Annotated in this window: 15 protein-coding genes; 8 read left to right on the top strand and 7 right to left on the bottom strand. The window is 57.8% G+C overall.

Annotation, left to right across the window (positions count from 1 at the left end):
• Positions 1–42: 42 nt before the first annotated feature.
• Together glyS and ABQ278_RS08345 are read right to left on the bottom strand one after the other, a co-directional pair.
• Positions 43–2,322 carry a glycine--tRNA ligase subunit beta gene (gene glyS / locus ABQ278_RS08350; protein WP_349322076.1) on the bottom strand — a complete coding sequence of 760 codons (2,280 nt, stop codon included), beginning with the start codon at positions 2,320–2,322 and terminating at the stop codon, positions 43–45.
• Positions 2,322–3,209 (bottom strand): glycine--tRNA ligase subunit alpha, encoded by an 888-nt coding sequence (locus ABQ278_RS08345; RefSeq protein ID WP_349322075.1) that lies wholly within the window; start codon positions 3,207–3,209, stop codon positions 2,322–2,324. Before ABQ278_RS08345 ends, glyS begins: the two co-directional genes overlap by 1 nt.
• A gap of 139 nt (positions 3,210–3,348) precedes the next feature.
• Here ABQ278_RS08345 and ABQ278_RS08340 point away from each other — a divergent pair, with 139 nt between their 5' ends.
• Both ABQ278_RS08340 and ABQ278_RS08335 read left to right on the top strand, forming a co-directional pair.
• A complete protein-coding gene (locus ABQ278_RS08340) occupies positions 3,349–4,665 on the top strand; it encodes an AmpG family muropeptide MFS transporter (RefSeq protein ID WP_349322074.1) in 1,317 nt (438 codons plus the stop codon).
• A 74-nt stretch (positions 4,666–4,739) separates the two neighbouring features.
• Positions 4,740–5,204 carry a DUF6157 family protein gene (locus ABQ278_RS08335; protein ID WP_349322073.1) on the top strand — a complete coding sequence of 155 codons (465 nt, stop codon included), beginning with the start codon at positions 4,740–4,742 and terminating at the stop codon, positions 5,202–5,204.
• Here the strand turns inward: ABQ278_RS08335 and ABQ278_RS08330 are convergent.
• The 3 genes from ABQ278_RS08330 to ABQ278_RS08320 all read right to left on the bottom strand — a co-directional run bounded on the left by ABQ278_RS08330 (position 5,142) and on the right by ABQ278_RS08320 (position 9,616).
• A complete protein-coding gene (locus ABQ278_RS08330; protein WP_349322072.1) occupies positions 5,142–6,005 on the bottom strand; it encodes a 4-(cytidine 5'-diphospho)-2-C-methyl-D-erythritol kinase in 864 nt (287 codons plus the stop codon). The two genes, ABQ278_RS08335 and ABQ278_RS08330, sit on opposite strands and share 63 nt — an antisense overlap.
• Complete coding sequence (locus ABQ278_RS08325; RefSeq protein WP_349322071.1) at positions 6,002–7,804, bottom strand: tetratricopeptide repeat protein; 1,803 nt, start codon at positions 7,802–7,804, stop codon at positions 6,002–6,004. The genes ABQ278_RS08330 and ABQ278_RS08325 overlap by 4 nt, the downstream gene beginning before the upstream one ends.
• Before the next feature lie 120 nt (positions 7,805–7,924).
• Positions 7,925–9,616, bottom strand: a complete 1,692-nt coding sequence (locus ABQ278_RS08320) for an electron transfer flavoprotein-ubiquinone oxidoreductase (RefSeq protein ID WP_349322070.1) — start codon at positions 9,614–9,616, stop codon at positions 7,925–7,927.
• 99 nt (positions 9,617–9,715) lie between these two features.
• Between ABQ278_RS08320 and ABQ278_RS08315 the strand changes: the two genes are divergently transcribed.
• From ABQ278_RS08315 to ABQ278_RS08300, 4 genes are all read left to right on the top strand, one after another.
• On the top strand, positions 9,716–10,543 hold the full coding sequence (locus ABQ278_RS08315; protein ID WP_349322069.1) for a uracil-DNA glycosylase: 828 nt from the start codon (positions 9,716–9,718) through the stop codon (positions 10,541–10,543).
• Positions 10,544–10,619: 76 nt separating this feature from the next.
• Positions 10,620–11,456, top strand: a complete 837-nt coding sequence (locus ABQ278_RS08310) for an IS5 family transposase (protein ID WP_349322068.1) — start codon at positions 10,620–10,622, stop codon at positions 11,454–11,456.
• A gap of 230 nt (positions 11,457–11,686) precedes the next feature.
• Positions 11,687–13,687 carry a transglycosylase SLT domain-containing protein gene (locus tag ABQ278_RS08305; RefSeq protein WP_349322067.1) on the top strand — a complete coding sequence of 667 codons (2,001 nt, stop codon included), beginning with the start codon at positions 11,687–11,689 and terminating at the stop codon, positions 13,685–13,687.
• Positions 13,688–13,715: 28 nt separating this feature from the next.
• Complete coding sequence (locus tag ABQ278_RS08300; RefSeq protein ID WP_349322066.1) at positions 13,716–13,937, top strand: hypothetical protein; 222 nt, start codon at positions 13,716–13,718, stop codon at positions 13,935–13,937.
• On the opposite strand, the gene ABQ278_RS08295 is transcribed toward ABQ278_RS08300, so the two are convergent.
• Together ABQ278_RS08295 and ABQ278_RS08290 are read right to left on the bottom strand one after the other, a co-directional pair.
• Positions 13,938–14,612, bottom strand: coding sequence for a glycosyltransferase (locus ABQ278_RS08295; protein ID WP_349322065.1), 675 nt, complete (start codon positions 14,610–14,612; stop codon positions 13,938–13,940).
• Positions 14,609–15,847 carry a class I SAM-dependent RNA methyltransferase gene (locus ABQ278_RS08290; RefSeq protein ID WP_349322064.1) on the bottom strand — a complete coding sequence of 413 codons (1,239 nt, stop codon included), beginning with the start codon at positions 15,845–15,847 and terminating at the stop codon, positions 14,609–14,611. The genes ABQ278_RS08295 and ABQ278_RS08290 overlap by 4 nt, the downstream gene beginning before the upstream one ends.
• A 184-nt stretch (positions 15,848–16,031) precedes the next feature.
• On the opposite strand from ABQ278_RS08290, the gene ABQ278_RS08285 reads away from it, so the two are divergent.
• A complete protein-coding gene (locus ABQ278_RS08285; RefSeq protein ID WP_349322063.1) occupies positions 16,032–16,598 on the top strand; it encodes a hypothetical protein in 567 nt (188 codons plus the stop codon).
• A gap of 117 nt (positions 16,599–16,715) precedes the next feature.
• Complete coding sequence (locus tag ABQ278_RS08280) at positions 16,716–17,171, top strand: glycine zipper domain-containing protein (RefSeq protein WP_349322062.1); 456 nt, start codon at positions 16,716–16,718, stop codon at positions 17,169–17,171.
• Positions 17,172–17,231 lie beyond the last annotated feature (60 nt).

The following is a 17,231-nucleotide window of genomic DNA, read 5'->3' as shown; positions in this document are numbered from 1 at the left end:
TTCAGGAAACTCGTTGTTTTCCTGTATTTTATAAAAACGTCATCAGGAAATTTTGCTAAGATCAGCAATATCTCCAGACAGATCACACACAGCTTGCAGAAGGATCAGACGGTTGGCCCGGATCGCCGGATCTTCCGCATTGACCAATACCCCGTCGAGGAAGGCATCGACATCATGCCGCATTGCAGCAATATGATGCAAGGCGTCAATATATTTTTCCTCAGCGAGTGACGTCTCTACCGCACGTTTGGCGGTGTTGATGTGCGTCAGCAAGGTCGCTTCCACGGCCGGCGCGTCTTTCGGAGCCTTTGGATCGCCTTGTGGCAAGGCCGCTTTCTTGGCTTCGGCGGCCAGAATATTGGCGGCACGCTTGTGAGCGGCCAGCAAGTTTTCGCCTTCAGGATACTTCAGGACTGCTTCAAGCGCCCCGATCTTCTCGGTCTGGCGCACGATATCGCCGTCCTTGAGCGCGAAGACAGCTTCGATCACGTCGAAGCGGAAGCCTTCATCCTTGAGCTGGACCTTGAGGCGATCGGCCATGAAATCTTCGAATTCGGGTCCGACCTGAGTAAAGCTGCGGAAACTCAGCAGCGCACCTTCAACGTCCGGAACATTCGGAACGTGCTCGTAAAGGATATCGAGATCGTAATTGCGGTCGGTCGAGATCACCCATACCGGACTTTCCAGCAGGCCCTGCTGGAAATCACGCAGATAGTTGTCGAAGATATCGCCTTCGCCTTCCGACCAGCGCGGGCCGGCCGAACCGCGCCAATTCTCGGTATCGACATAGACGGCCCTGCCCTCGCCGGCATACATTAGCAGGCTCTTGTACCAGAAACCGGCCAGTTGGCCGAGACCAACGCGGATATTGTGCTGGCGCAGGATACGCAGTATGCCGAGCGCCGAACGACGCAGGGCGAACGGGTCTTTCGAGCCGGTCGGCTTTTCATCGATAGCGAAGAAACCGATCAGGGTATCGATTTTGTCAGCCAGGGCCACAGCGGCCGAAACAGCGGCTTCCGGCACCGAATCCGAAGGGCCCTGCGGCTTGTAATGCTCACGGATGGCGTTGGCGACCTCCGGCTTCAGCCCGGCGGCATCGGCGTAATAACCGCCCATGACGCCTTGCAGTTCCGGAAACTCCCCGACCATGTAAGACGCCAGATCGGCCTTGGCGAGACGCGCCGCCTCAGCCGCCACAGCCGGATCGGCGTGAATGAAAGGCGCGATGTCTTTCGCCAGCGCTTCAATGCGCGCCACGCGCTGCGCCATGGTGCCGAGCTTGGCATGGAAAGTCACGCCATTCAGCTTCGTCAACCATTGATCGAAATTATGGGCGCGGTTGTCTTCCTTCCAGAAGAAGACGGCATCAGAAAGACGCGCCGACAGTACCTTGGCATTACCGCGCTTGATTTCCGCGCCGCCATCGATCGCTTTCATGTTCGAGGTGATGACGAACTTAGCCGCCATCTTGCCCGTCGTCCTATCCTTGACCGCGAAGTACTTCTGATGCGTGCGCATCGAGGTCTTGATGACCTCCGGCGGCAGTGTCAGGAAGGCCGGGTCCATATCCCCCAGCAGCGGAACGGGGAATTCGTTGAGCCCCGCCACTTCTTCGAGTAGCCCCTGATCCTCAATCAGTTCGCAGACCGCCTCAGCGCAGACGGCCTTGGCTTGTTCGAGAATGATCCTTTGGCGCTCAGCATGATCCAGAATGACAGAATTATCGACCAAGGCCTTCTGATAGCTGACGAAATCACTGACCGGCAACGGTTGATCCGAACCGAGAAAGCGGTGCCCTTCGGTGAGGTTGGAAGCCGTCAGGCCTTCGAGTTCAAACGGAATGACCACCCCATCGAACAGGAAAAGGATACGCTTCAGCGGCCGCACCCAGCGGAACGTGCTGGTGCCGGAACGCATCGATTTCGGCCAGGGGAAGCTGAGGATCACCTCGCACAGCATGGCGCCCAGCACCTCGGCTGTCTTCACACCCGGCTTTTCAACCCGCGCCAGCCAGACGCCGTTTTCCAGCACGAGCTTATCTTGCGTGAGACCGACCTTGCGCAGGAAGCCTTCCATGGCTTGCGGCGGGGCGCTTTCCTTCGGCCCTTTGACCTCTTCAGTCACGGCCGCCGTTTCAGCAGGCAAACCGTCGACCACAAGCACCAGACGGCGCGGGCCAACATAGGCCTTGAGGCTCTCAAACGTCAGGCCGGACGCTGTGAGTTTGGCGTCAAACAGACGCTCGAAATCGCGTGCCGCGCCCAGTTGCATACGGGCCGGAATTTCTTCGGAAAAGAGTTCGATCAACAACTGCGCCATTATCGTGTCTCCTCCTGCTTCGCCCATTCAAGCGCGCAAGCCTTACAGAGATCACGGATACGACCGATATAGCTCTGACGCTCCGCCACGGCGATGGCGCCGCGCGCATCCATCAGGTTGAACAGGTGTGAGGCCTTGAGCACATGGTCATAAGCCGGCAAAACTAGCGGATATCCCAGGCTGTTCTTGGTCTCCAGAATGCGCGTCACATTGGCTTCCATGTCTTCAAACTGGCGCTTGAGCGTCGGCACGTCCGACGCCTCGAAATTGAAGGCCGAGAACTGGCGCTCCTGCTCCTTGAAGATGTCGCCGTACTTGACGCCATCATTGTTGAACCGGAGATCGTAAACGTTATCGACGTTCTGGACATACATGGCCAGACGCTCCAGCCCGTAGGTCAGTTCGCCCGACACCACATCGACCTCGATGCCGCCGACGCCCTGAAAATAGGTGTATTGCGTCACTTCCATGCCATCGCACCACACTTCCCAGCCGAGACCCCAGGCGCCCACGGTCGGGTTTTCCCAGTCGTCCTCGACGAAGCGAATATCGTGCAGTTGCGGATCAAGCCCGATGGCTTTCAGCGAACCGAGATAGAGCGCCTGCAGGTTCTCCGGATTGGGCTTCAGGATGACCTGATACTGGTAATAGTGCTGCAAACGGTTAGGGTTTTCGCCATAGCGGCCATCAACCGGGCGGCGCGACGGCTGCACATAGGCGGCCTTCCACGGCTTCTTACCGAGCGCGCGCAGAACCGTGGCCGGATGGAGCGTGCCGGCGCCGACCTCGATATCATAGGGCTGGAGTATGGCGCAGCCCTGTTTGGACCAGTAGCTGTGAAGGGTCAGGATCAGGTCCTGAAAACTTAAGGGTTCGGCTGAAGACATTGTGCTCTGCAAATGGCTTTGAATTTGGCGCGAACATAGAGGGACGCTTAACCGCCCGCAAGCCAAAAGACCCCGTATTTAAAAAGAAAACCTGTCCGAAGACGGGAGAATCTGGCTTCATCGCGCAAGGAGCCGTCATATGATTGCACACGAGACAAAAAACCGCGTGAAAGCCGTAGGCGCAGCTCTCAGGCATCCGACCTCATGGCTGCTGCTTGGTATGGGCTTTTCCGCCGGCCTGCCCTTCCTTCTGGTGGGCGGCACCCTGGGTTTCTGGTTAAGAAGTTCAGGCATCTCCCTGACTCTGATTGGTTTTCTGGGCTGGGTCAGTTTGCTGTACGGTCTGAAAGTGGTTTGGGCGCCGTGGATGGACAAGGTGCGCCTGCCGTTCCTGCATGGCTGGCTCGGCCAGCGCCGCAGCTATATGCTGCTGTCGCAAATCGGCGTTGCCCTTGGCCTGATCGCCATGGCGCTGATTGGTCCGCAAAATCTGGCAGGTCTTGCCTGTGCCGCCCTTTTTGTCACCTTCGCCGCCGCCTCGCAGGAAATCGCTATCGACGCCTGGCGGGTCGAACAGACGGAAAGCGAGGCCGATCAGGCCCTTAACCCCAGTTTCTACGCCTTTGGTTTTAGAATCGCTATCCTGACCACCGATGCGCTGGTACTCGTCCTGTCCAAGCGCGTCGGTTGGCCGCTGTCCTACCAGATCCTAGCCCTGGCCATGCTGATCGGCGTGACCGTCACGCTTTTGGCACCCCGCAGCACCATCGAAACCCATATCAAAACCTCGACCAAAACGCTTTACGCCCTGATCGTTGAGCCCTTCGTCAGCTTTTTCAACGCGCATAAGGGCACGGCTGGCCTGATCCTGCTGACTCTGGCGCTTTACCGCCTGCCGGATTACCTGATCGGCCCGGTGGCCGGCCCGCTTTATCAGGATACCGGCCTCGATCAGGACACCATCGCTGCCATGCGCGCCTCCATCGGTTTGTGGGCGTCCTTTATCGGCATCGCCGCCGGCGGATCATGCCTGTTATGGCTGGGTGTCCAGCGTAGTTTCCTACTGGGCGCTCTGGTCGGCCCGATCTCCAACATATGTTTCTCATGGATGGCGGTGTCGCATGGCGATCCGGTCATCTTTGGCCTCACGCTCGTGGCCGATAACTTTTCCAACGGCATCGCCGAGACCGCGCTCGTCGGCTTCATGACTCAGCAAACCCTTAACAGCCGGCAAGGCCGCGAACATACCCTCACCCACTATGCGCTGATGTATTCGGTCGCCGCCTTCACGGGCAAGTTTCTCAAAGGCTTTTCGGGCTGGGCGGTCGATCTGATCAAACCGGATCTCGGCCTCTTCAACGCCTATTCCGCCTTCTTTATGGGCACCGCGCTGATCGGCCTGCCTTGCCTCATCTTGTGCTGGTATATGGGCAAAAAAGGCGTATTCTCACACTGATATTCGTATCGTCTTTTTATGTGGCGAAGGTCTAAATCTCGCCCATAAAGTTCCAATGCGTGCGGGGATGTTACATGAAAATTACCAATACTTTCATTCGCATAGCCGATGACAGCGATGCTGCCATGGGCATTGTCCCCAAGGTCAAGCCTGGCAAGCCAAGCGTGGCGCGCATGCATTACGATCTTCTGACCGATCATCCTTACGAATACGATCTCGACAGCTTCAATTTTGAAATCTGGTGTCAGCGCAACGATATCGATGCAGCCGACCGCGAAAGCCACCGCGAAGCCTTCTTTTCCAAGGGCCACCCGTGTATGCGGGCCTCACCGCTGACCAAGACCCATGGCTTTGGCGCGCACTATAATTATGCTGGGAAAATAGCCATTTATCCTGTTGATTCAAAAGCCTATCATAAGCTTCTCAACGACCCGGACAATAAGGTAGAGATGGCGATGCGCTCAAATCGCCCCGCCTCAGCCAAGGCGACAGCGCCTGCCCCAGCCGGACGGGTACATCACGCGCAGACGCACGCTTAGGGCTTCAGCGTCTTCGTCAGTGCGGCAAAGGGCGAAACAGGTAGCGCCGGAGCCGGACATACGGGCGAACAAGGTTTCTTGTTGGGCTTCAAGATCGGTCAGAACCTGGGCAATGACGGGCTGCATACGGATCGCCGGCGCCTGCAAGTCATTGCGTGTATGGCTAAGCGCCGTAACCATATCATCAATATTGACAATACCGGAAAAGCCGCGGCCGGCTTCAAGGTCGTTGAACTTGCCTTGTGCGTCAAAGCCGGCATAGACCGCCGCTGTCGAACATTCGACCAACGGATTGATCAGCACCGCCGGCACAGAAGGCAGATCGATCGGTGTCAGCTTTTCACCATAGCCCTCAGCCACCGCCGGTTGGCTCCACAGACACATGACACCATCGGCGCCGATAGCGCCGGCCAGACTTGCCAGATCATCATCACCCATATCGGGTGCATAGGCCTGTCGCAGCAAGGTCAGCACCGCACCGGCATCGGCGCTGCCACCGCCAATCCCCGACGCAATCGGCAGGTTCTTGGTCAGCAGAATATCATGACTCAAGCGAGTACCGGCAAAGGCCTCGAACCGCCGCACCGCCTTCATGACGAGATTGTCTTCGCCACGGCTCAGGCCTTGCGAAAACGGCCCCTTGATGCTCAGTTGGCAGCCTTGCGCAGGCGATAACGCGACCTCATCACCGATATCGGCAAAGACGACAAGGCTTTGCAAAGGATGATAGCCACGCGCATCCGGTGCTGCGACATGAAGATACAGATTGACCTTGGCTCTGGCTGTCTTGCTCAGCGTCATCTGGGGTGACGCTTCGGTTCTTCATTCAGTGCCTGCGCTCCCGTTGTTGCCTTGGCGGCGATCTTGCGATCGGCGGCATTGGCGTCCAGCTTACGGCGCACCTCGACGGCCTGGCGTTCGGTCGTTTTCAGCGTCAATACGCGCTTCCATTCGTAACCGGCTTCGATATCGCGTCCCATTGCCTTGTAAACGTCGCCAAGATGCTCGTTGATTTCCGGATCGGACGGCTCCATCTGCACGGCTTGCTCGATAAAGCTCAGCGCCTGTTCATATTCGCCGAGCTTGTAATAGCCCCAGCCGAGCGAATCGACGATCGCGCCCGACTTAGGATTGACGTTCAGCGCCTGACGAACCAGGTCCATGCCGCCCTGAATGTTTTCGCCACGGTTGATATACCCGTAGCCAAGGAAGTTAAGAATTTCCGGCTGCTTGCCATTGACCGCCTGCGCCTTCTTGATGGCGGTTTCGGCATCCGACCAGCGCCCCAGGCCATCATAAACAATGGCCTGCATATACCAGGCCTGCCAGCCGAAATCCTTGTCGCCCACGCGCTTGATGCGGGCATCCAGCAAGGCTTGCGCATCGGCATCCTTGTCCTGAGCGTGCAGGATGCCGGTCTTTTCAATCAGCAGGCTGAGATTATCAGGATCACGGCTGAAAGCCTGATCGATAAGCGCTAGGGCCTGACCAAGCTGCTCATCCTCGCGCATGGCCCAGACGCGGCGCAGGGTCGCTTCGTTATAGAAGGGCGATTCCGGTGCGATACTGGCCCAGGCCGCTTCGGCCGCCGGTGTGTCCTTCAGTTCCTGCTGGATCTGACCGAGGAAAATGCGCTCACGGTCGGAGGAATTGTCGAGATAGAGCGACAGATGCAGGCTGGCCAGCGCAAACTCGCTATCGTGTTCGCTGAACGACACCGTCGAGGATACGAACAAGGCCTGAGCCATGCTTTCCTTTAAGCTTGGCAAAACCGGCGGCTTGTAATCGGCGGCATCCAGACGCTTCAGGGCCTGCGCCGCGGTTATATCACCGCTCTGACTGGCGATAGCGCTCCAGACCGTCTTAGCCTCGTCCTTGCGGCCACGGCGTTCCAGGAAACTGGCATAATCCGGCCCGAACACAAAACTGGCGGCGCCGGGCTGATAGAGCGATTTATAAAGCGCATCGGCCGCGTCATACTTGCCCTTGATCTCATTGAGGCGCGCACGGTCGGCCTTGACGAGATAAACCAGCAGGCGATCGCGGTCATTGCCTTGCAGGGCCGCATCGCCGGAATCATCAAGCGCCGCCGACCACTTGCCGTTCATGGCCAGGATATAGGGGCGCAACAAAACGGCGTTGCGGTCGTTTTTCTTGAAAGCCAGAACGGCGTCTATGCTTTTCAGCGCCTGAGACGGTCTGTCGGCCTTGGCAGAGGTGACGGCGCCCAGCAAATTGACCATCAGTTCGGCGGTATCGCTGGTCGGTTTCATGCCCGAAGCCAGCTTAGAGGAACGATCAATATCTCCGCCCAACGCACTGATCAAAAATGCTTTTTCGCGCAAATCACTATTGGTCGGATCGCCCAAACTGGCCGCGCCCATGGCCCTGGCCGCCGTACTTACATCGCCTTGAGCCATGGCGACGCGCCCGACGAGATAGTTGGCGTAAGGGCTTGGATAGACAACCAGTTCCTGGCTGGCGCTCGCGTAAATGACGCGCGGCGCGGCCATCTTATCGCTGGCCGACACCTGTCCCGCCAAGGCGAAACCGATAGCCACCAGACTAAAACCAGACTTCAACACCAAACTTGTCTTCACGTTACGACCTCTGAAGCTTCAGCAAGCTCCGTCAGCTTTCCTTCAGCCAGCGGATCAGACTCCCATATCAAACATATAGGGCTAAAATGCGTAACATAAAAGTTTACGACGTTCAGAAGCCTACATATTTGGATAGTTGGGGCCGCCGCCCCCTTCCGGGCATACCCAGACGATGTTGTTCGTCGGGTCTTTGATATCGCAGGTTTTGCAGTGGACGCAGTTCTGCGCGTTGATCTGCAAACGCGGCTCGCGCGTTTCCAGGCCGACAATTTCATAAACACCGGCCGGGCAATAACGCTGCGCCGGCTCGGCATATTTGGCCAGGTTGATATCGATCGGGATATGCGGATCTTTGAGCTTGAGGTGAACCGGTTGGTCCTCCTCGTGGTTGGTGGCCGACACAAATACCGACGACAGCTTGTCGAACGAGATCACGCCATCCGGTTTCGGATAGGCGATGGGCTTGAAATCTGCCGCTGGCTTGAGGCTATGGGCATCGCTCTTGGTGTGGTGCAGCGACCCCGTGCCGGTGAAGATACTGAAACCACCAAGCAGATGGGTCAGGGTCATCTCGATACCGCTGATCAGGGTGCCGAGATTGGTACCAAACTTTGTCAGGATGGGCTTGACGTTGCGAACAAGCTTGAGCTCTTTGGCAACATCCGAATGTTCATAGGCCTTCTGGTAGCCTTCGAGCACGCGCGGCGCGTCTAGCGACTGCAGAGCCTTAAAGGCCGCGTCAGCGGCCATGATGGCGGTCTTCATGGCGTTATGGCTGCCCTTGATGCGCGGCACATTAACGAAGCCGGCCGAGCAACCGATCAGCACCCCGCCCGGAAACACCAGACGGGGCACGGACTGATAACCGCCTTCATTGATGGCGCGGGCGCCGTAAGCGACACGTTCACCGCCTTCCAACACATCTCGGATAGCCGGATGCTGCTTGAAACGCTGAAACTCATCAAACGGCGACAGGTAAGGGTTTTCGTAGTTCAGATGCACCACGAAGCCGATCGAAACGTAGTGATCACCGAAGTGATAGAGGAAGGAACCGCCGCCGGTCTTGTCGTTCAACGGCCAGCCAAGCGTATGCTGGACAAAGCCCGGCTTGAACTTTTCCGGCTTGACCTTCCACAGTTCCTTCAGGCCGATGCCGTATTTCTGGACGTCGCTTTTGGCGTCGAGGTCGAACTTGCGGATGACGAGTTGTGACAGCGAGCCCCGCACGCCTTCGGCAAAGAAGGTATATTGGGCGCGCAGTTCAAGACCTGGCTGGTAATCGGGCTTGTGATGACCATCGCGGGCGATGCCGAACACCCCGGCCACAACACCGGCAACAGCGCCCTCGTCATCATAAAGCACTTCCGAACAGGCCATGCCGGGATAGATTTCGACGCCCAGACCTTCGGCCTGTTCAGCTAGCCAGCGACAGAGATTGCCAAGCGAGCCGATGTAGCAGCCATGATTGTTCATATAGGCGGGCTTCGGCAGGGCAGAGATATCCATGGCGCCCTGTGGTCCGAGATAGATGAACTTGTCCTCGGTCACCGGCGTATCGAGCGGGGCGCCCATCTCCTTCCAGTTGGGGAAGAGCGAGGCCAGGCCGGAAGGATCGAACACGGCGCCGGACAGGATATGGGCGCCAACTTCCGAGCCCTTTTCCAACACGGCGACCGAAATGTCCTTGCCGGCTTTTTCCGCCTGCTGCTTCAGGCGAATGGCGGCCGAAAGACCGGCCGGACCGCCGCCGACGATCACCACGTCATAATCCATGGCTTCGCGCTCAATAACGATGTCTTGCGTATCGGCCATGTTATCGTAACTCCTGACGGATCCCGGCATCCGTTTTGTTTTGAATTTTTCGCCCAGTCTCACTATGACAGTGCGATAGTGTTAGCTTAAGGCCCGCCCGTGATACCTTCCGATGACCTCAGATCTGAAATCGAAAGCTATCTCGGCTTTCTGATCGATCATGAGTTGGAAGACGCCTATGAAACAGAGCCTCTTAATCGGACTCTGTCGGAAAATAAACACGCATTTAAGCGTGCCGCTGCGGCACCTGCGCAAATTCACGTTACACCCGTGCAAACGGGCAACAATGTCAGCGCCCTCAAACCGCAAAGCCTCGCCCATCTCGATCTCGGCACAGTGCTCCACGAAGCGCGCCAGCGCGCCAGCGCAGCCCGCACGCTTGATGAGCTTTATGCCGAACTGGAAGCCTTCCAGCACATGCCTTTGCGCCATGAAGGCGGCAAGGGTGTGGTGCGGTTTCGCGGCCATGCCCAGCCCGATATTCTGGTGATTGGCGAGATCCCGGACGAAGAAGAGGACGCGAGGCTCAGCGCTTTTAGCGGCAAGGCGGGCGAAATGATGGACAAGGCGCTGAAAGCTGCCGGTATTTTCGACAAGGCCATGCTCAGCCCTTGTGTTTTCTGGCGTCCGGCCGGCGGCCGCCCCCTGACAGCGGAAGATGTCAGCCTGAACGCCCCGTTCATGCACGCCCTGATCCGGCTGGCGGCGCCAAAAGCGATTCTGCTGCTGGGCGCCTCGGCGGTGTCGTGCGTGCTCAATCTCGATCAGAGCCTGGCGAAACTGCGGGGCCGCCTTGTCAGCTATGGCGAAAATCAGGCCCTTCCGGTCATGGCCAGCTATCCGCCGAACTTTCTGCTCAGGCAACCGCAGGCCAAGGGCCTTTTCTGGAAAGACCTTTTGCAACTGGTCGATAACGCCAAACTCTAAGAGCCTGACCGAAAAGAAGGTGGGCAATATCAATAGGTTGTGATTCTCTGTTTGTTGCGAAGAAACGGAGATTCGGATGCCTTGGGATGATATTGCCCGCGTCGAGCATAGACGCAAATCGTCGCGCTATCCAAGCGATTTGACGGAACAAGAGTGGTCTTTATTGGCCCCATTACTGCCGCCTGCCAAACGTGGCGGTCGACCGCGCACAACGTCGATGCGGGCCGTGGTGAATGCGATCCTGTATATTGCGTCCTCGGGTTGCCAGTGGCGGATGTTGCCGAAGGACTTTCCCCCGATGACGACCGTTCAGGGCTATTTCTATGATTGGCGTAGCAGCGGTCTATGGCAGAAGATCAATCACCTGCTCGTCATGGCGGCACGCGAACTGGAGGGCCGTGAAGCTAGCCCCTCAGCCGGCGTCATCGACAGTCAGAGCGTCAAAACGACTGAAAGTGGCGGTGTTCGTGGCTATGATGCTGGTAAGAAGATCAAGGGTCGCAAGCGGCATATCATCACCGACACCTTGGGACTGCTGTTATTTGTTGTCATCCATGCGGCGGATATTCAGGATCGTGATGGTGCCCCAGCTGTGCTTCGCGCCGTTCGTTACCATTTTCCCTGGCTGCGCCACGTCTTCGCCGATGGTGGCTATGCTGGTGACAAACTTAAGGCTGCTATGAAGGGCCACGGAGACTGGACCATCGAGATCATAAAGCGTAGCGACGCAGCCAAGGGCTTCGAGGTCCTGCCGCGCCGCTGGGTCGTCGAGCGTACCTTCGCCTGGCTGGGCCGATGCAGACGCCTAGCCAAGGATTGGGAGACAACTCTTCAAAGCGCAACCGCTTGGACGGTCATCGCCAGCGTAAGGCTCTTGACCCGCAGGCTCGCAAGGTACTGCTATGTCTCATGAACTTTTGAGTCGGGCTCTAAGAGTTCTCAAGAAGACGTGATACAACCCACAGGTACTAGGCGTTGCACGAACTCTCCCCTACTCACAGGATGGTTATTAGGTCGCAATAGGTTGCGGCTTGCCAAAAATTAATCTTTGATTAAGCTCGCTAAACGATTTTGGCGGTCAGTCCCGAAGAACTTCCGGTCTGTTCCTCCGCTAAAAATTGCATTCGGACCAAGGAAGACGTTTTGAAGCCAACCCATCGCGCCCTGATTAGCCTGTCCGCGCTCGGTTTCGCCCTTATAGCGGCGACTCCCGGCTGGACCGCTACGAGCAAGACAGAGAAGCCGACAACGGAAATTCGTACCGCCAAGCCGGCGGAAAAGAAAACGGATGCGAAAAAGACGGCTGGCAAGACCAGTTCTAAAAAGACTGAGGTCGCTGAAAAATCGACGAAAGCTAGCAAAAAAGCCGCTGCGGATGAATCTGACGACGCCAAACCCTTAAAAACCAAGAGTAAGACCGCGAACGGCAAGGAAAAAGCCAAGATTGCCGACGCCACGCCTGAAAAAGGCTCGAAGACAAGCAAAGCCTCCGAAAAAGCCTCCAAAAAAGCCACGGGCAAGAGCAAATCGGAACTGGCTGAGGCCAAATCCAGCAAGAAAAGCAAGTCCGAACTCGCAGACGCCTTGTCCGGCAAGCCATCCGGCAAGAAGAACAGTAAAAAGACCGAAGTGGCCGATGCGGCGCCGGCAAAAAAATCCAGTAAAACGGCCGTAAAGGTCGCCACCGTCAAGGCGCCAGCCATTGTGGCCACCATAACCGCTCCCAAGGTCGATACCCCCGTCGTAATGAACGCTATGCCGCTGCCCTATGGTCTGGTGGCCGGGCAAGGCACACCGATCACGCCGGTGGCGCTGAATACCCCCCTTTCACCTTACGATATAGCGCTTTATCAATCAGCCTTCACCCTGATCGACAAGGGTGACTATGCCGGCGCCGATGCGCAACTGGCGCAGGTCACCGACAAAAGGCTTATGGGTTACGCTCAGTACAACAAGCTTTTTAGCCGTGGCTACACCTCGACCTACGAAGAACTGATGGCGTGGCTGGCCGACTATGGCGATCAGCCCATGGCCATGAAGGTGTGGGGCCTGGCCAAGCGCAAGAAGCCTGAAGGCGCCCCCGATCCTGCCTTCCCGCTGCTGGCCGGAAAACCCGTGTTGACAGGTGGAAATGCGATCCAGCTAGACGGCGGCACCACCCTTTCCGGCAGCACGCCGGTGGCGCGTGCCGATGCCAGCGCCCCCGCATCCGATACCGACCTGACGCCAAAATCAGCCCGCTCGGCCTATAATAATGGTCAGCTTGCCGAAGCCGTCCGGCTCGGTCGCAAGATCGGCGATCACTGGGTGGCAGGCCTGGCAAGCTGGCGTCTCAAACGCTACGAAGACGCCATGGCGGAATTCACCTTCGTCAGTTCCGATCCCAGTACCAACGCCTGGACGCAATCGAGCGGCGCCTATTGGGCTGGTCGCTGCGCCGCCAAACTAGGTCAGAAGGAACAGGCCGACACCTATTTCCAACTCGCCGCCAGCTTCCCCTTCACCTTCTATGGCCTGCTCGCCGAGGCTCGCCTGGGCGTCACGCCCGCCATCGCTCTGGCGCAAAAGGGTTTGCCTCCCACCTTCAGCCGTGATCAGCGCACCGCCCTCGCCGCCAGCCTGACCAGCGACTTTAGCTGGACCCACACCAATGCACGAGCCCAGCGCCTCAACGCGCTCGTTCAGGTCGGTCAGCATTCCGAAGCGCAATATGAGCTGAAAACAGCGATCCAGAATTCGAGCAACAATGATGAGCGTCAGAAGTGGCTGGCCCTCGGCGCCAAGACCCATCTGCCGGTCAATCAACTCACCATGACCGACCGCCTGTTCGACGTCTCGCTCTATCCCATGCCGGATATCGCCCCCAAGGGCGGGTATACGGTCGATAAGGCGCTGATCTATGCCCTGGCACGCAAGGAGAGCAAGTTTGACGCGTCAGCGCACAGCTATTCCGGCGCCTATGGCCTGCTGCAACTGATGCCCTCCACGGCGGCGCTGGTCGAAAACGATCCAAGCTATAACAGTAAGCCCAAGCAATTGCTGACCCCAAGCGTCAATCTGCGCGTCGGCCAGAACTACATCATGCGAACTCAAGGATTCCAATATCGTCGATGGCGACCTGCTGCGCACGATCGCTGCCTATAATGCCGGTCCTCGTCCCGTAAAGGACGCCGTGAGTTCACTCGGCAATGATGCCGATTCGCTGCTGGTGATGGAATCAATTCCCGTAGCTCAGACCCGGCAATATGTCGAAGAAGTCGCCGCCAACTACTGGATTTACCGCCAGATCATGGGCAAGACGAGCAAGACCCTGGCGGCTGCGGCGGCTGACGCACAAATCATCGACCTGACGGCGGATTCACCCGCGCCAGCCGTAGCCTTCGCCGATAAATAATCAGGACGGCTTTTTTACCGGCGGCTTGGGCGGAATCCCCAGCAGATAGGCCAGGAAGCTGAAGCTCTTGCCGATCAGGCGCAGCATCCAGCCACGGGCATGGAAGCGCTCGGCGCTCGTGGTTAGCGAGGCCCCGATCGGACGCAGCCGCGCACGACCGAGCGCCATGGATAGCGCCACATCCTCAAACGCCGCCTGATCCTTATAGCCGCCAACCGTATCGTAGAGCGCTCGCGACAGCAGCAGACCATGGTCGCCGCTCGGCATGGCCAGCCAGCGCGCGCGCAAGGCCAGCACTTCGGCCCATAGCCCGACCATGATCGACGGATCATCAAACCGCAGGTGGAAGTAGGCAGCCTGCAAGGGATAGTTTTTGATATGCGCCTGCACCTGATCCATCCAGCCGTCGCCAAGCAGTGAATTGGAGTGCATGATCAGGATCCAGTCGCCGCGCGTGGCGCGACAGCCCTGCCAGAGTTGCAAGCCGCGTTCGGCGTCGGTCTTGACGATCTGACAGCCCGTCGAATCGGCGATTTCGAGCGTCGCATCGTCCGAGCCGCCATCGACTATGACAACTTCCTTGATCATCCCCTCGACTACACCGGGGACGAGCGCCGACAGGGTACGGGCCAGGTGATCCTCGGCATTCAGGGTCGGCATGACAACGGAAATCAACGCGAAAATACTCCTACCAGCTCAACGTGGCCAGACCACAAGAACTGATCGATCGGCGTCACCCTGTCCAGCGAAAAGCCAGCGTTCACAAGGATTTTAGCATCGCGCACGAAGGTGGACGGATTGCAGCTCACGGCAACAACACGCGGCACTTGTGAGCGCGCGATCTCGGCCGATTGTGCCTCGGCGCCAGCGCGCGGCGGATCGAAGACAATCGCTTCAAAACCCTTCATATCTTCAGCCAGCATGGGCCGGCGGAACAGGTCGCGCGCTTCGGCGGTGATGGTTTTCAGCCCTGGCGCAGACGCTATGCCGGTTTTCAGGGCGTGGATGGCCGGCGCAGAGCCATCGATGGCGTAGACCGCGGCCTTTTCCGCCAGCGGAAAGGTGAAGGTGCCGGCGCCACAGAAAAGATCTGCGACCTTTTTCGCATCACCAATGCCAACCACCACCAGTTTCGCCATATCGATTTCCGAGGACGCGCTGGCTTGCAGGAAGGGCGAGATCGGCAAGCCAACCATGGCCTTGCCAAAACGCACCTTGGGCGTGCGGGCCATATAGAGCATATCCTCGCCCATGGAAACACGGGCGAAATCGGCCTCGCCGGCACACATGGCGATGTTCATGCGCGCGTCGGCCGAAAGGCCGCCTGACTTCATGCGCTCTACGCCGGTGATATCGATATCGAGTCCGGTCATCGACAGGGTAATATGCAGGATCGGCGCGGACTTCGGATGCTCGAACAGATAGCCAGCCAGTTCTTTCAGCTTGGGCAGAGCCTTGACAATGGTCGGTTCCGAGACCGGGCATTCCTGGATGGCTACCAGGTTCCATGACTTGCGCGCCTTGAAGCCCAGTTCGATATGCTTACCATTCTTGCGAGCATGCAGGCCGACGCGACGACGACTTTCCGCCGGTGTGGTCACGATCGGCGCCACCTCGGTCTCAAGCCCCGCTCTTTGCAGGAAGACTTCGACCATCGCCTGTTTCCAGTCGCTGTAGGCGGTCATATCCCAATGTTGCAGGCTGCATCCGCCACAGGCCGAAAAATGCCTGCAAGGCGGCGTAACGCGATCGGGGCTGGCCTCCAGCACCTCAACCAATTCCAGCCGGTCTTTACCTTCGCGCACAACAACGCGCTCACCCGGCAGGGTCAGGGGTACGATCAGGCCGCCAGAGGTGATGCCATCGCCCTGAAAACCCACTTTTTCAATTAGAGCCTCAAATTCGGCCATTGTAGTTCCGCTGTTACGAAGAGAGGCCCGCATAAAGCAGACCGTCCAAAATGCAAGTTTAAAGCCCTTGCTGTGCCGAATCTGAGCTATTTTTATCGATTATTTACAGATGAGCTTCGAATTAACCATGCGGACTTTTCGCCTGAAAGGCGATACTATCCCATCATTCCGAGGAAAAGTCGCCATGCCCCGCCCTTATCCCACGCCTCACCCGCATCATATTGGTCCGGTCCTGATCGGCAGTGTGCTTGCTGCAGTCATTGTGGCGCTGCTGATGCCCGCCGTCGCCAATGCGCAGGATGACGACAGGTATGACAATCGCTACACCTATAGTGACAGCGACTACCCCGATGATCAGGACAATAGTTATGACGTTGCCGCCGCGCCCTATAGCGATGGCGATGAAGATGACGCCTATTACAACAGCCCGGCCTATTATAACGAAGACGGCGTGCCCTACGCCGGCAAGAACCTGTCTTACGATTATCTGAAAGGCGATTATTACCGCTATCAGGGCCAGCCCGCTCAGGACCGCCGCGCCCGTGAGCAGGACGGTTATCGCGACGGCGTACTTCAGACCCGCCCGCGCGGCTATCGTACCTACCGCAATTATTATGATTCTGCCTGTGGATGCAGCCGCCGAGCCTATTACCGCGTCTACAACAACTGGGGCGAGCATGAGTATCGCAAACTTGGCGGCTATAACGACCGCCGCACCTATTCCAGCTATGATCGCTACACCCGCTACTGATCACATCGTTACATGAACCAAGATGAACGAAGTTATCAAGTCTCGTTCATCTTGATGGGACTAAGGTGGTCACATCAACGGCAAGGCGATACGCGCTCATGCCACAGGAGACCTGAGATGACGAAGATGTCCAACAGTAAGAAGTTGCTTATATCCGCCCTGGTATCGACGGCTCTGGTCGGCATGGCCCTGCCCGGTATCGCTTCGGCATCGTGCCGTGACAAGCAAACCGATGGCGCTGTGCTTGGCGCCGTGGCCGGTGGCCTGATCGGCGGCAGCGCGGCGAACACCCGCAACAAGGGCGCCGGTACGGTGATTGGCGCCGTGGTTGGCGCGGCCGTGGGCTCCTCGATCGCCAAGAACAACAGCAAGTGTGACAACCGCTACGCTTATAACGACAACCATTATGATGATCGTTACGACCGCAATGATCGCTATGATGACCGTTACGACCGTCGTGAAGATCGCCGCGATGACCGATGGGATCGCCGTGACGACCGTCGCCATGATCGCCACGAGTACCGTCAGGAACGCCGTGAAGATCGCTGGGAAGACCGCCGCGACAACTGGTAAGGTCTGAGTTTCACCAAGACAGACTTGACGCCCGAGGTTTCCCCCGCCTCGGGCGTTTCT

Source organism: Asticcacaulis sp. MM231 (assembly GCF_964186625.1).
GTDB lineage: Bacteria > Pseudomonadota > Alphaproteobacteria > Caulobacterales > Caulobacteraceae > Asticcacaulis.
The sequence above is the reverse complement of the archived record's forward strand: the minus strand, read 5'-3'. Positions and strand labels throughout refer to the sequence as shown.

Coding starts and splice junctions, on each gene's coding strand:
- glyS (WP_349322076.1), bottom strand. CDS start 2,322: ATGGCGCAGTTGTTGATCGAACTCTTTTCCGAAGAAATTCCGGCCCGT.
- ABQ278_RS08345 (WP_349322075.1), bottom strand. CDS start 3,209: ATGTCTTCAGCCGAACCCTTAAGTTTTCAGGACCTGATCCTGACCCTT.
- ABQ278_RS08340 (WP_349322074.1), top strand. CDS start 3,349: ATGATTGCACACGAGACAAAAAACCGCGTGAAAGCCGTAGGCGCAGCT.
- ABQ278_RS08335 (WP_349322073.1), top strand. CDS start 4,740: ATGAAAATTACCAATACTTTCATTCGCATAGCCGATGACAGCGATGCT.
- ABQ278_RS08330 (WP_349322072.1), bottom strand. CDS start 6,005: ATGACGCTGAGCAAGACAGCCAGAGCCAAGGTCAATCTGTATCTTCAT.
- ABQ278_RS08320 (WP_349322070.1), bottom strand. CDS start 9,616: ATGGCCGATACGCAAGACATCGTTATTGAGCGCGAAGCCATGGATTAT.
- ABQ278_RS08310 (WP_349322068.1), top strand. CDS start 10,620: ATGCCTTGGGATGATATTGCCCGCGTCGAGCATAGACGCAAATCGTCG.
- ABQ278_RS08290 (WP_349322064.1), bottom strand. CDS start 15,847: ATGGCCGAATTTGAGGCTCTAATTGAAAAAGTGGGTTTTCAGGGCGAT.
- ABQ278_RS08285 (WP_349322063.1), top strand. CDS start 16,032: ATGCCCCGCCCTTATCCCACGCCTCACCCGCATCATATTGGTCCGGTC.
- ABQ278_RS08280 (WP_349322062.1), top strand. CDS start 16,716: ATGACGAAGATGTCCAACAGTAAGAAGTTGCTTATATCCGCCCTGGTA.